General features: G+C 69.6%; 13 protein-coding genes. 4 read left to right on the top strand and 9 right to left on the bottom strand.

Features of this window, described 5'->3' with window-relative positions; translation table 11 throughout:
* Positions 1 to 13: 13 nt before the first annotated feature.
* The 5 genes from ABJF88_15620 to ABJF88_15600 form a co-directional block, all read right to left on the bottom strand.
* Entirely contained in the window at positions 14 to 1,051 is a 1,038-nt protein-coding gene (locus ABJF88_15620) for a MoxR family ATPase (protein ID MEP0548365.1), read from the bottom strand.
* A gap of 123 nt (positions 1,052 to 1,174) precedes the next feature.
* On the bottom strand, positions 1,175 to 2,356 hold the full coding sequence (locus ABJF88_15615) for a DUF4350 domain-containing protein (GenBank protein MEP0548364.1): 1,182 nt from the start codon (positions 2,354 to 2,356) through the stop codon (positions 1,175 to 1,177).
* Positions 2,353 to 3,177, bottom strand: coding sequence for a DUF4129 domain-containing protein (locus tag ABJF88_15610; GenBank protein ID MEP0548363.1), 825 nt, complete (start codon positions 3,175 to 3,177; stop codon positions 2,353 to 2,355). Before ABJF88_15610 ends, ABJF88_15615 begins: the two co-directional genes overlap by 4 nt.
* Positions 3,158 to 4,132: a hypothetical protein gene (locus ABJF88_15605; GenBank protein ID MEP0548362.1), complete on the bottom strand. Its 975-nt coding sequence runs from the start codon at positions 4,130 to 4,132 to the stop codon at positions 3,158 to 3,160. Before ABJF88_15605 ends, ABJF88_15610 begins: the two co-directional genes overlap by 20 nt.
* Positions 4,125 to 5,108, bottom strand: coding sequence for a stage II sporulation protein M (locus ABJF88_15600; GenBank protein ID MEP0548361.1), 984 nt, complete (start codon positions 5,106 to 5,108; stop codon positions 4,125 to 4,127). The genes ABJF88_15605 and ABJF88_15600 overlap by 8 nt, the downstream gene beginning before the upstream one ends.
* Before the next feature lie 161 nt (positions 5,109 to 5,269).
* On the opposite strand from ABJF88_15600, the gene ABJF88_15595 reads away from it, so the two are divergent.
* Positions 5,270 to 5,998: an RDD family protein gene (locus ABJF88_15595; protein ID MEP0548360.1), complete on the top strand. Its 729-nt coding sequence runs from the start codon at positions 5,270 to 5,272 to the stop codon at positions 5,996 to 5,998.
* A gap of 19 nt (positions 5,999 to 6,017) precedes the next feature.
* On the opposite strand, the gene ABJF88_15590 is transcribed toward ABJF88_15595, so the two are convergent.
* Both ABJF88_15590 and ABJF88_15585 read right to left on the bottom strand, forming a co-directional pair.
* A complete protein-coding gene (locus ABJF88_15590) occupies positions 6,018 to 7,712 on the bottom strand; it encodes a DEDD exonuclease domain-containing protein (protein ID MEP0548359.1) in 1,695 nt (564 codons plus the stop codon).
* Positions 7,713 to 7,808: 96 nt separating this feature from the next.
* A complete protein-coding gene (locus ABJF88_15585) occupies positions 7,809 to 9,149 on the bottom strand; it encodes an alkaline phosphatase (protein ID MEP0548358.1) in 1,341 nt (446 codons plus the stop codon).
* A gap of 239 nt (positions 9,150 to 9,388) precedes the next feature.
* Between ABJF88_15585 and mdh the strand changes: the two genes are divergently transcribed.
* Entirely contained in the window at positions 9,389 to 10,324 is a 936-nt protein-coding gene (gene mdh, locus ABJF88_15580) for a malate dehydrogenase (protein MEP0548357.1), read from the top strand.
* Between the two features lie 72 nt (positions 10,325 to 10,396).
* Here the strand turns inward: mdh and ABJF88_15575 are convergent, their stop codons facing one another.
* Together ABJF88_15575 and ABJF88_15570 are read right to left on the bottom strand one after the other, a co-directional pair.
* Positions 10,397 to 10,804: a T9SS type A sorting domain-containing protein gene (locus ABJF88_15575; protein ID MEP0548356.1), complete on the bottom strand. Its 408-nt coding sequence runs from the start codon at positions 10,802 to 10,804 to the stop codon at positions 10,397 to 10,399.
* Positions 10,805 to 11,355: 551 nt separating this feature from the next.
* Positions 11,356 to 12,294 carry a T9SS type A sorting domain-containing protein gene (locus ABJF88_15570; GenBank protein ID MEP0548355.1) on the bottom strand — a complete coding sequence of 313 codons (939 nt, stop codon included), beginning with the start codon at positions 12,292 to 12,294 and terminating at the stop codon, positions 11,356 to 11,358.
* A gap of 65 nt (positions 12,295 to 12,359) precedes the next feature.
* Between ABJF88_15570 and ABJF88_15565 the strand changes: the two genes are divergently transcribed.
* Entirely contained in the window at positions 12,360 to 12,926 is a 567-nt protein-coding gene (locus ABJF88_15565) for a sugar O-acetyltransferase (protein ID MEP0548354.1), read from the top strand.
* Positions 12,927 to 12,968: 42 nt separating this feature from the next.
* Positions 12,969 to 13,478 carry a hypothetical protein gene (locus tag ABJF88_15560; GenBank protein ID MEP0548353.1) on the top strand — a complete coding sequence of 170 codons (510 nt, stop codon included), beginning with the start codon at positions 12,969 to 12,971 and terminating at the stop codon, positions 13,476 to 13,478.
* Positions 13,479 to 13,493 lie beyond the last annotated feature (15 nt).

Raw genomic sequence — 13,493 nt, 5'->3', positions numbered from 1 at the left:
GATTGGCGCGCGGCTAGCGCGGCACCTCGACGCCTTCGACGATGCGGCGGATCACGGCGTCGGGCCGCAGCCCTTCCATCTCGCGCTCCGGCGTGAGCAGGATTCGGTGGCGGAGCACCGGCGCCGTCACGTCGCGGACGTCCTCCGGCGTCACGAAGTCGCGCCCGCGCATCGCCGCGAAGGCCTTTGCCCCGGTCAGCATGGCGAGCGACGCGCGCGGCGACGCGCCGAGCATGAGCGCCCGGTGCCCCCGCGTCGCCGCCACGATCTCGGCGACGTAGCGCAGCAGTCCCGGCTCGACGTGGACGCTGCGGACCTCGGCCTGCGCCGCCGCGACCTCGTCCGCCGTCCACACCGGCTCTACGAGCGCGAGGTCGAGCCGGCCGCCGTGGCGCTGGAACCCGTCGAGGATCCGCACCTCCTCGTCGAGCGACGGGTAGCCGACCTCGATCTTGAACAGGAACCGGTCGAGCTGGGCTTCGGGCAGGCGGTACGTGCCCTCGTGTTCGAGCGGGTTCTGCGTGGCGAGCACGTGGAACGGCGGGGCCATCGGGTGCGCCTCGCCCTCGATCGTCACCTGCCGCTCCTCCATCACCTCGAAGAGCGCGGCCTGCGTCTTGGCCGGCGCCCGGTTGATCTCGTCGATGAGGACGAGGTTGGCGAAGATCGGGCCGGGGTGGAACGAGAACTCCGTCGTCTTCGGGTTGAAGACGGTTGTGCCGAGCACGTCGGAGGGCATGAGGTCCGGGGTGAACTGGATGCGCGAGAACGCGGCCTCCATCGTCTGCGCGAGCAGCTTCGCCGAGAGCGTCTTGGCGATGCCGGGCACGCCCTCGATCAGCACGTGCCCGCCCGCGAGCACGGTGGCGATGAGGAGGTCGACGAGTTCGTCCTGCCCCACGACGAGCTTCCGAAGCTCGGCGCGGACGTGCTCGACGGCGGCTTCGACGCGGGCCACGTCGGCGCGCGGCTCAGCAGTTGGCGGGGCGGCAGCGGGCGGGGCGGCGGCGGGAGAATCGTGGAGGTCGGCGGGGTCGGGCGTGTCGTGCATATGCGATCAGAGTCCGTTTGGAAAGGCCGTCGTAGGGGCGACCCCATGTGGTCGCCCTCGTCGGGGCGGGCGTCACGAGGGCAGACATGTGGGTCTGCGGATGGGGTGTCTACGGATGGGGTGTCACGTCAGGCGGCGGAAGAACGCGTCGGTGCGGCGGTCGAGGTCGAGGAGGTCGGCGGCGGCGATGCGGGAGGCCGAGCGGAGGCGGAGGAAGAGGTCGAAGAGCCCGTCCACGTCGGCGCGGGCGACGCCGGCCTTGCGGGCGACGCGGTCACGCGAGGCGTCGGAGAAGTCGAGCGCCGTCTCGTTGAGCACGCCACGGAGGCGGTCGAGGAAGTAGCGCGCCTTCTTCTCGACGAGGTCGCGGTCGTCCCCGTGCTGATGGTACAGCCGCCCGACCGTCTCGACAAACCCGCGCGCCCGGTTCGGCGGCGGCGCGACGACGGGCACCGCCCGCTGCCACCGCCGCCCGCGGAAGAGGACCAAGAGGACGACGCCGAAGAGCGCGACGAAGTACGCCCATCGCAGCGCGGGGTGCGCCAGCACGAAGCGCAGCGGCGTCGAGCCGGCCGTGCGTTGCGGCTTCGCGTAGGCGTCCCAGAACGTCGGTTGCGTGGGGAGATACGCGAGCGCTGCCGCCGCGTACGCCGCCCCGTCGCCGCCGAGCAGGCCGTAGTTCGTGAACGCGAGCGGCACGGCCGAGAGGTAAAACGCGCCGTCGCCCACGTCCACGCGGACGTAGTTCGTCATGGTCGTTGCGGCTCCACCTAGTTCCACGGTACGGGACGTATCGACCGAGACGAAATACCCCGAAACCAATTGTTCGTTGAGGTAGAACCCTCCAGGCCGATCAAGCTGGGGATTCGTGAGCGTGAGGGTCGTGTCGCGCGGCATCCGGCCTACCGCGCGCAGCCGCTCCCCCGTCTCGACGCCGAGCGTGTCCGCGAGCGGGCCGTCAAAGGTCGCCGCCGCGATGAACACCGTGTTGCCGCGCTCGGCGTAGCGATAGAGCCGGAGCGCCTCGCCGTCGTCGGGGGCGAAGGCGTCGGTGAGGAAGAAGTACGTCGTCGCCGTGCTCGTGCTGTCGCCGAGGTGGAGGTACGGCGGGCGCTCCATCCGCTCGACCTCCGCGCCGCCGAGCAGGTCGGGCAGCAGCTCGTAGAGCACGCGCGCGCCGTACGGCTGCGTCGCATCGTCCTCGAACGATGGGCGCCAGTCGAGCGGGCGCGGGGCGAACCACTCGACGAGGAGCAGCAACGCGAACGTCGCGCCGAGCAGGACGAGCGGGAGGCGCTGTTTCATCGGCGGGCCTCCGTCGGACCGAGCGCGTCGTGGAAGCGAAGGAAGTGCGAGCGGGCGTCCTCGAATCCGCCCGCGTCCACGGGCAGGCTCCCGTACCACGCCCGCTCGAACAGCCGGGTCGCCGCCGCGAACGGCCCTTCGAGGTCGGTGCCGCGCAGCTCGGCGGCGTAGTCGCGGTTCGTCTTGTCGAGCGTCCAGCGGATGCGGCCGTGCTCACTGAGCAGTTGGAGTGTGCGCAGGTACAGCAGCCGCATCGCCTCGCGGAAGCGGCCCTCGCGCGCTGCTGCGTCCGTGAGCGCGGCGAGGTCGACGGCCTCGATGCCCCGCTCGGCCAGCACGCCGTCGAGTGTCGCCGCCTGCCCTTTCCGGCCGAAGACGCCCTGCCGATCCGCGCCGAACAGCCGGTACAGCGCGAAGAGCAGCACGACCGCGAGGAGGCCGTAGAACAGCACGCTGCGCGCGCTCTCCGACGTCGCCGCGTAGAACGGCGCGATGATGTGCCGCTCGATCCACCGCCAGACGAGGCCCCAGACGGACGGTGACGGCGGCGTCCGTTCGTACGCGAAGTCGGGGTCCGCGCGGAAGCGGTCGAGCGCCTCCGTCGGAACGGGCCGCGCCTCCACTGCCGACGAGTCGATCCGCAGCGACGGTTGGGCACCGACCGGTTGCGCGACGGCTGGATGGATGCCCGCCAGCACGACCAGCAGCACCGCCCCGCGCAGCACCGCCCCGCGCAGGATCGCCCCGCGCGGTATCGCCCCGCACAGTGTTGTCCCGCGCAGGGCCGTCCGAATGTGCACGCTACCGTAGCCGATCGGCATCCCTCCCCTCGTCCCAACCGGCATCGTCCCAGCCTGCATCGTCGTCGCGCCCGATGGCGTCGATCCGGCCCTCCAGGTCCGGCACCGGCGCGCCCTCCTGCTTCGTCACGAGGTTGTAGTAGTGCATCATCGCCGAGACGCCGTAGAACACGTAGAGGACGTAGACCAGCGATCCCACCAGTCCGCTGAGCGTGAGGACCACGCGTGACAGGAGGTCGACCTCTCCTCCTCCCAGCGCACCCAGCGCAGCGCCGAGCGCTATTGAGGGGATCGACAGGGCCACAGTGATGACGACGCAGAGCACCACGACCAGGATGATCAGCCACAGCGTCTGCCACCAGTACCCGTCCAGCAGGTGCCGCGCGCGGCGGAGCGAAGCGAACAGCCCGCGCTCCCCCGCGAGGCGCGTCGGGATCGCCATCCACATGATGGGGAGGACGTAGACGAAGCCGATGGGCCAAGCGATCCACCCCGCGATCGGCACGAGCAGGATTACCATGCTCACCACGAGCAGCAGATACAGGCCGATCGGGTAGAGGAAGAGGGGAGCGAGCATGCCCTTCGTCTTCTGCCAGACCTCGGCTACCTCAATGGGCTGCGTCCCGTCGCCCTCCACGTAGAGCCGGGTATACGCGAACCCGACCCCGGTAGCGAGAAGGGCCGTAACCGTCGAGAGCAGGCCTAGAAGGAGGTAGGTGAAGCCGAGAGACACATCGGCCGCTTCCGGGTCGAAGATGGAGCCGGGGTTCAGCAGGGGGTTCATCGCAACGGCCTCGTCTTGGTAGAAGAAGCTGACGAGCAGCGACAGCAGGAACGGCGGCCCCGCGATGTACAACAAGCTCCGCCCGATCTCCACGAAGTGGTCGCGGATGAACGTCAGCGAGTCGCTCAGCACGTCGCCGGCATCGCGAGGGCGGAGGAAGTCGATGGGGTCGGACGCGTACGGGTCAACCATGGGCGAGCGCGCGTTGGGCCTCCGCCGCGTCCCGGCGGTGGAGGCGGATTGGATAGACGACGAAGTACCCCACCACCGCTGCGAGCGAGCCGAGGATGATGACGAGGCTGAGCCCGAGGGGCATCTCCGTGTGACGGGTCACGAAGCCTTCGAGGAAGCCCGCCGCCACGAAGACGGGCACGAGACCGACGACGAGCTTCAACCCGTTCTTCGCCCCGCGTCGGAAGGCCGTCAGCCGGGGGTACGTCCCCGGGAAGAGCAGGCTGTTCCCCACGACGAACCCCGCGCCGCCCGCGAGGATGATGGCCGATATCTCGAGCGTGCCGTGGATCCAGATCGTCAGGACCGACTCGGCGAGGAGGCCGTGCTGGTGGAAGAAGAGCTGGAAGGCCCCGAGCATCACGCCGTTCTTGAGTAGCAGATACGCCGTCCCGAACGAGGTGAACACCCCGAACACGAAAGCGAGGAACGAGACGTAGACGTTGTTCAGCGTGATGCCGAGGAACATGTCGACCTCGTTCATCTGCTTGTAGACCGCCATCGGGTCCCCCCGCTCGATGTTGTCGAGCGTCATGTTGACGTAGGCATCGCCCATGATGAGCCGGACGAACGAGGGGTCGTTGGCGGCGGAGAGCGTCCCGATCGCGAAGGCGAGGAGGAAGACGACGGCGGCGGCTCGCAGCGCGCGGCGCTCGGCGTAGACGAGGCGGGGGAGTTCGTCCGTCCAGAACCGGACGAGGCGGCCTCGGTCCTCGCGCCGGCTGCGGTAGATCCGGTGGTGCGCGCGGGCCGCGAGCCCGTTCAGGTAGTCCGTCGTCGCGGAGTTCGGGTAGAACGTGCGGGCGTACGCGAGGTCGTCCGTGACGTGGACGTAGAGGTCCGCGAGCGCGTCGGGGTCGGCGGAGCGGGCGCCGAGCGCCTGCTCGAACTGCTTCCACCGATCGGCGCTGCGACGGGTAAAGACGGCCTCACGCATAACGGGCGAGCGAGTATTTTTGCGGAGCCGGACGATACGCCCGCCCGGCGTAACGGGGCAAGCCGGCCTCCCTCCACCAACACGTTTAGCCTATCGGCGTCCGGCCGATACTCTTTAACCCGCCCCGCTCCCCGCCCCCCCCGTCCGACCGCGTCCCCGCCGTGCCTGCCGTCCACATCCAGACCGCCCAGAACGTCACGATCGCCTACCGCGCGGCGGGCGTCGGCCACCGGATCGGAGCCTACTTCCTCGACGCGTTCGTCGCCGGCTGCTACCTGTTCGTGGCGCTCTTCATCCTAGGCCTCGCGGCTCCCGACGGCGGGACCGGCTGGGCGGTGAACGTGCTCATCGCCCTCCCCCTCATCGGCTACCACCTCCTCTCCGAGGTGTTCTTCGACGGCCAGAGCTTCGGCAAGCGAGCGGTCGGAATCAAAGTCGTCGCGCTCGACGGCGGGCAGCCGACGCTCGGGGCGTACCTGTTGCGCTGGGTGCTGCGCATCGTGGACGTCCTGCTCTTCACCGGGACTGTGGCCGTCGTCGCGATCGTGGCGTCGCGGCACGGGCAGCGGCTCGGCGACATGGCGGCGGGCACGACGGTCGTGAAGGTGGCCGAGCCCGTAGCGCTCGAGGAGACGCTGTTCGTAAACACCGACCCGGCCCACGTCATCCAATTCCCTCGCGTGGACCGGCTGACCGACGAGGACGTGGCGACCCTCCGCGACGTGCAGGCGCGCTTCCGCCGCGAGGGCCGCACCGCGCACACGATGCAGCTCCTCGAGCGGGCCAAGACCGCCGTCGAGCAAAAGATGGACATCGAGCCCGTGGCGATGCCGGCTCCGCCGTTCATCCGCCAGGTCATCCTCGACTACGCCGCGCTCGACGAGGTGTAGCCGCGCAGCGGTCGGCCGTTCAGTGCGCCGTACTGTCCTCGGCCTGCGCGAGCACGGCGGCCAGCAGGTCGTCCACGCTGCGCTCCGGCGTCCAGCGGACGTGGTGCGCGCTCTCCTCGTTGAGCCGGACCCAGTGGGCGAGGATGTTGATCTCGTCCACGTCGGGCCGGCCGAAGACGACGGGCGTTTCCAGCGTCGGGTCGAAGTGCTCGGCGAGCGCGGCGCGGAGTCCGGCCACGTCGTCCGGCGAAGTCGGGACGGGGAGCGAGCGCGTCTCGACGAGGCGGCCGAAGCGGAGGACGAAGAGTTGGACCTCGCCCGCGCGAAGGCCGGGCTCGACGAGGACGGCGTGCTGGTCGTGGACGGCACTCGCGAAGGGGCGCTGCTGAGCGAGCACGCGGCGCAGGCGCGCGAGTTGGTCGCGGTACCACCCGGCCTGCTCGAACTGGAGGTCGGCCGCCGCCGCCCGCATCGCGGCCTCGACGGCCTCGATCACCTCGGTGTCGCGCCCGGTGAGGAAGCGGCGGACGCGCTCGACCTCGGCCTCGTACACCGCCTCACCGGCGTCGGTGCACGGGGCGGCGCACCGATCCATCGCCCCATAGAGGCACGGCTGCCGCGCGATCCGCGCCGTCTGCCACGTGCTCCGGTCGCACTCGCGCAGCCGGAACACCCGCCCGACGAGCTCGACGATCTCCTCCGCCGTCCGCCGCCGCCCGACGGGGCCGTAATACTCTGCGCCGTCAGCCCGAATCATCGGCGTCCACGAGAGCGTCGGGAAGTCGTGCGCCGTGTCGAGCCGGAGGAACGGGTAGTTCTTGTAGCGCCGCTGCGCGCGGTTGTAGCGCGGGAGGAGCTGCTTGATCAGCTTCGACTCGCGCAGCAGCGCGGCGAGCTCGCTCCCCGTCTCCTCCCACTCGACGACGCGGACGTCGCGGACGAGCTTCCGCAGCCGCTCCGGGTGCGCGTCGATCCCGGTGAAGTACGAGCGGACGCGGCTGCGGAGGCTCTTCGCCTTGCCGACGTAGAGGATCTCGCCGTTCTTCCGCTTCATGAAGTAGACGCCGGGCCGGTTCGGCAGGCCCGTCAGGTACGTCTCGCGGATGTGCTGCACGTGCTTCGGCTCGCCGGTGGCGTCTTTGTACCGCTTGCGCTGGAAGCCGATGAGGTCGTCGACGGTCTCGACGCCGAAGCCGGTGCGGAGCCGGTCGAGCAGGCGGCGGAGGACTTCGGCCGTGGCTTCGGCGTCGCCGAGGGCGCGGTGGCGGGCGGAGTTCGTGATGCCGAAGTGGTCGGCGAGCGCGGTCAGCCCGCGCGACGGGAGTGAGGGCAGGAGCCGCCGCGCGAGCCGGAGCGTGCAGACGGCGTCGTTCTCGATGGGCGGCAGCCCGACGCGCTCCAGCTCGGCCTGCAAAAAGCGGAGGTCGAACGGGAGGTTGTGCGCGACGAGCACGCCATCGCCGAGGAAATCGAGGAACGCCGGCAAGACCTCCTTCGCCGTCGGCTCGCCGAAGACAGAGGCCGTCGAGAGGCCAGTGATCCGCGTGATCCGGCGCGGAACGTGGCGCTGCGGGTCGATGAGTTGCTGGAACGTCCCGACGACCTCGCCGTCGCGCACCTTCACCGCGCCGATCTCGATGAGGCGGTCGTCGTCCGCCCGAGTCCCGGTGGTCTCGGTGTCGGTGACGACGAACGTGGCTTCTTCGAGCAGCAAGCGCGTGGGAGTGGGGCCGTGGGAGGAACGCAGCGAACGAACGGCGCGACCCTGAAACTACAGCCGCCCGCTGTCAACCCTCGTGACACCGCCGAGCTATCGGCTCCCCGCTGCCCCGGCCGTGCGGAGCCGCTCCGTGATAGGCGCGAGGTCGAACCCGAGCACGTCGGCGAGGGCGCGGCCGACGGCGTCGATCTCCATCGCGCCGTGGAACGCCGCCGCGCCCGGCCCGAAGGCGTAGAGCCCGACGTCGATGCCGGTGTGGCCGCCCGTCGTCCAGCCGACGTGGGCGCGGCGGCTCACGGCTTCGCCGATCGCGCGGTCGCGGGCGACGGTGAACGGGCCGGGGCCGCTCCGCTCGATGGCGGTGCGCTCCTCCGCCGAGAGGCTGTCCACGGCGGCGAAGTCCCGGAGCACATCGGCAGCGAGCTGCCCCTCGCCGATGAGCGCTGCCATCCGGTCGGCGCTCGCGCGGACGCGGGCGAGCACGGCCGGGTCCCATGCGTACACCCCGTCGCGGCCGAGCGTCATCCCACCCGTCTCGTGATCGGCCGTGGAGAGGACGAGCGTGCGGCCGTCGGCGCGGGCGAAGTCGAGCGCGACGCGGACGGCAGCGTCGTAGGCGAGGATGTCGTGGACGTGGCCGACGGGGTCGTTCGCGTGCGCGGCGTGGTCGATCCGGCTGCCCTCGACGAGGAGAAAGAACCCGTCCTCGTCGCCGTCGAGGAGGGCGAGCGCGGTCCGTGTCATCTCAGCGAGGCTCGGCTGGTCCGTGCGGTCGATCTCGTAGTCCAGGTGGTCGGCGGCGAAGAGGCCGAGCACGGGCGTCTCGGTCACACCCTCGAACCCGGCGCGGTCCTCGACGACGGCGACGCCCTGCGCCCGCGCCTCGGCGAGGAGGTCGCGCCCGTCGGTGCGCACGCCGGCCGCGTCGCCCGGGACGAAGTGCCGCCGGCCGCCGCCGAGGATCACGTCGACGCCTTGCGCCACCATCTGCGCGGCGATCTCGTCCTCGGCGCCGCGGTACGGGACGTGAGCCGCGAACGCCGCCGGCGTGGCGTGCGTGATCCGGCTCGTCGCGACGAGCCCCGTCGCCATGCCCCGCGCCTCGGCCGCTTCGAGCACGGTCCCGACGGGCCGCTGAAGCGAGTCGACGCCGATGGCGCCGTTGTACGTCTTGACGCCGCTGGCGTACGACGTGGCGCTCGCCGCCGAGTCCGTGACACGGCTCGACGACGAGGCCGTGCGGACGACGCCGCGCAGGATCTCGTCGAACGCGAGCGGGGCGCCGGAGAACTCACGCGCGAGCGTGGCCGAGGCCGGGCCGAAGCCGTCGGCGATCATCACGATGACGTTGCGGGGGCGGTCGTCGTCCTGCGCCCGCGTCGGGGCGGCGAAGAGGAGGAGCGCGCAGAGGGCGAGGAGGAGACGGGGCATCGGCGTGGCAAAGAGGGGGTGGAATCTACGTCCGTCGGGCGGCGCCCGTATAACGCGGCCGTTGCCTCCGCGCGTCTGCGAAAGGGCGAACGGGACGCGCAGCGGCGTATTCACGCAGAGTTTCCGCGTCGCACCCGCGGCATCGGCAGGCCCGGTCTATCTTCATTATCACTCGGCCGGCCCGCTTTTCTTCTCCCGGCCCCCCTCCTTTCCGCATCCGTCACCCAAGCCCCAATCCAATGAAAGTCACCGTCGTCGGCGCCGGCAACGTGGGCGCGACCGTCGCAGAGTGCGTCGCCCGCAAAGACATGGCAAACGAGGTCGTCCTCGTCGATATCCAGGAAGGGGTCGCCAAGGGCAAGGCCCTCGACCTCTGGGAGTCGGCCCCCATCCACCTCTTCGACACGAAGCTCACCGGCGGCAGCGATTACGCCATGACCGAGGGCTCGGACATCTGCGTCATCACGGCCGGCCTCCCGCGCAAGCCGGGGATGAGCCGCGACGACCTCCTCGCCAAGAACGCGAGCATCGTCCGCAGCGTCACCGAGGAGTTCGCCAAGGGCAGCCCGAATGCCATCATCATCGTCGTCTCGAACCCGCTCGACGTGATGACGTACGTCGCCTACATGACGAGCGGCTTCCCGAGCCACCGCGTGATGGGCATGGCCGGCGTGCTCGACACGGCTCGCTACCGCGCCTTCCTCGCCACCGAGCTCAACGTGTCGGTGAAGGACATTCAGGCGATGTTGCTCGGCGGCCACGGCGACACGATGGTCCCGCTCCCGCGCTACACGACGGTTGCCGGCACCCCCGTCACCGACCTCCTCCCCGAGAGCCGCATCAACGAGATCGTCGAGCGGACGAAGGGCGGCGGCGGCGAGATCGTCGGGCTCATGGGCACGTCGGCGTGGTACGCGCCGGGCGCCGCCGCGGCCGAGATGGTCGAGGCCATCATCAAGGACTCCAACCGCGTGCTCCCCGCCGCGGCGTGGATGACCGGGCAGTACGGCTGCGACGGCATCTTCATCGGCGCCCCCGTCAAGCTCGGCCGCGAAGGCATCAAGGAGATCATCGAGATCGAACTCGACGCCGACGAGCAGAAGCTGATGGACGAGTCCGCCGGGCACGTCCGCGCGAACATGGACAACCTGGAGCGGATCGAGGCCAACGCCTGATCCGTTTCTCAGCGCACCGTTCCGTAGGGGCGACCGGCCGGTCGCCCCTACGTTCGTTTCGGGCGGACCGGTTCAGTGCCGCACGATGCGCGCCGTCCCGGAGGTCCCGGCGTCGCCGGTGAGGCGGACGACGTAGAGCCCGGCCGGAAGCCGCGCCACGTCGAGCCGGTGCATCGCTTCGCCAGCAGGCTGCGGCCCGAGGTCGGTGGTGAGCACACGGCGGCCGAGCACGTCGAAGACCGCGAGCGTCACGCGCTGCGGGACATCGAGCGCGAAGCGGACGGTGGCGTCGCCGCGCACCGGATTAGGGTAGACGGCGAGGGTGAGGGCGCTTTCCTCCGGTGCCGTAGGCTCGGCGGCGACGGGAAACCGCTCGGTGCCAAACTCCAGAGCGCCGACGCGGGCATACTCCAGTATGATCCAGTCCCACTCCTCGAAAGTGCTACCTGACCTAAGCCCCACATCCGGCACCTGCCACATGTACATATGGGGCGTTGAAACTAGGGGAACTCGGTCAAATGACTTTATAGCTCTTTCAGCGGGCTCTCCATCAATCGCGACCTGCAGCGAGAAATCTAAAAAACGCGTAGATGCTACCACGTCGTCACCGCACGCTACCTCATCCCCGAGAGGGGCGTCAAGCCGACAAGGAAGCGATCCTGGCCAGACTTCCTCGCCTCCCGAAGCGTTACGCTTGACCCCCACGGCTGAGAGCGTATCGAAACGTACGAGAGCCCGCTCGGTGCCTATGTATTGGCGCTCGAGAGAATAGCCGTCTTGGCGCAGCACCTTGTACGTCAGGTCGCCAATCGTAGAATCTCGTTCCACCGTCCATCGGCTGAACTCACGCAGGACTGGGTGACAAATGCCGTGAGGTGAGCATGTACTTCCATTATAGCCATACTCCCACACGTTGCCGATATCGAGGGGGAAGTAGCGCCAGGCGCTCGTGGTGTCGGCCGTTTGCGCGAGGGCAGGCGCCGTGATCGAAAGCCAGAGGACTATCGTAGCGGTTCGCATGACGTCGTTGGTCAGGGTGAGTGGAGGACGATACGTGCCGTCGCGGAGGCCCCGGCGTCGCCGGTGAGGCGGACGACGTAGAGCCCGGCCGGAAGCCGCGCCGCGTCGAGCCGGTGCATCACTTCGCCAGCAGGCTGCGGCCCGAGGTCGGTGGTGAGCACACGGCGGCCGAGCACGTCGAAGACCGCGAGCGTCACCCGCTGCGGGGCGTCGAGGGCGAAGCGGACGGTGGCGTCGCCGCGCACCGGATTAGGGTAGACGGCGAGCGTGAGGGCCGACTCCGATGGCGCGGGCTCGGCGGCGACGGGGAACTGCTCCGAGCCGTATTCCACCCCGCCGATGCGGGCGAATGTGAGGTCCATTCCCGCTGTGACGAAGTCGCCACCGCTTGAGCTCACGAGGCCGAGGTCGGCGACGAAGGCGTAGGTGCCCAATTGAGTGACGAAATGCTTTACGAGCGCGGGTTCTCCGAACACCACCTGCTCATAGCTCTCCGCGTATCCATAATCCTGGCACCCTTCCTCCCATTCGAATGGGAGGTCGAGGGGGCAGTACAATCCACCGGGCCAGTAGTCCCATAGCTCTCCGTCGAGTCGGTACTCGTAGGCTCTGGCTTCGGTGGAGTCGTAGCGGACCAGCGCGTCTTGCGTCCAAGCCAGCGTGCCCGATTGCCGGATGCGCGCCTCGCGGATAATCCAATACGCCGTGCCGTCAAGCGTCGTGTCGCCGAGAACGCGGATCCTGGTAAAGCCGTCAGGCTCAGGCTCGCAGAAGGGCGGCTCCGGTGCGCATACGTCCGCCCACCGCTCGTACTCCCAGACGTTGCCAACGTCTAACGCGAGGTAGCGCCAGGCGCTCGTGGTGTCGGCCGTCTGCGCGAGTGCGGGCGCGCTCGAATAGACGCCGCAAAGGGCGCTGAAGGCGAGACATAAACAGAGTGTTTTCATCATGCGCTACGGTTGACCGATACTCGCGGACGCCCACCATACCTAAAGGTAGTCGCCCAAGCCCAATTATGGAAACCACCGCTCCCTCCGCCCTCGACAGGCTGCGCGGCGGCCTCCCCCACCGAGGCACCGACACCGGCCTGATCATCCTCCGCAACAAGGCCCGCCGCCTCGTGCGCGAGTACAACGACGCGCCGGACGACCAGACCCTCTCCCGGACCCGCCTCCTCGCCAGCCTCTTCGGCGGCCTCGGCGAGCGGCCCGACGTGGACGCCCCGCTCTACTGCGAGTACGGCCAGCACGTCTTCGCCGGCGACGACTTCACGACGGGCCCGAACTGCGTGCTCGTGGACGTGGGCAAGATCACGATCGGCGACCGCGTGCGCTTCGGACCGGGCGTCCACGTCTACGCCGTCGCCCGCCCGCTCGACCCGGCGCAGCGTGCCGAAGGGCTCGAGCAGGCCGCCCCCATCACCATCGGCGACGACGTGTGGATCGGCGGTGGGAGCATCCTCAATCCCGGCGTCACGATCGGCGCGGGCACGACGATCGGCTCGGGCAGCGTGGTCCTCAAGGACATCCCGGCGGGCGTCTTCGCTTCGGGCAACCCGTGCCGCATCGTGCGCGAACTCTGAGCCGGGCTCGGCGGTAGGGAGGGCGCCCCGTCCCCCCTCCCGATGCCCACCGACCTCCTCCTCCGACGCAAGCTCACCCTCCGCGCCCCCGCGCCGGGCGGGCCGCAGAAAGTCGTCTTCGTCAAGAAGCGGCAGGAGGGGATCGAGCACGTGCTGATGAAGGCGTTCCTCTGGGCGCTCTACCTCCCGGCGTATCCCGGCCTCACCGTCGAAATTCCCATCGGCGATCGGTACAAGCCCGATGTCGTCGGGCTCGACCTGCGCGGCGAGCCCGTGTTCTGGGGCGAGGCCGGGAAGGTTAGCGAGGCCAAGACCGCCTCGCTCCTCCGCCGCTACCCCGACACGCACTTCGCGATTGCGAAGTGGGCCGTGCCGCTCGCGCCGTTCGAGGCGATTGTCCGCGAGGCGCTCGACGGCCGGCCGCGCCGCGCCCCGTTCGACCTCCTCCGCCTCCCGCCCGACAGCGCCGAGCGCTTCATCGCCGAGGACGGCACGATCACGGTTTCGTTCGACGACGTGGAGCGTGTGCGGATCGACGGTGACAGATCGTAGTCGCCTGCTCTCGCC

The organism is Rhodothermales bacterium (assembly GCA_039944855.1).
Taxonomy (GTDB): Bacteria; Bacteroidota; Rhodothermia; order Rhodothermales; family JANQRZ01; genus JBBSMX01.
This window is presented reverse-complemented; position numbering and strand designations above follow the sequence as displayed.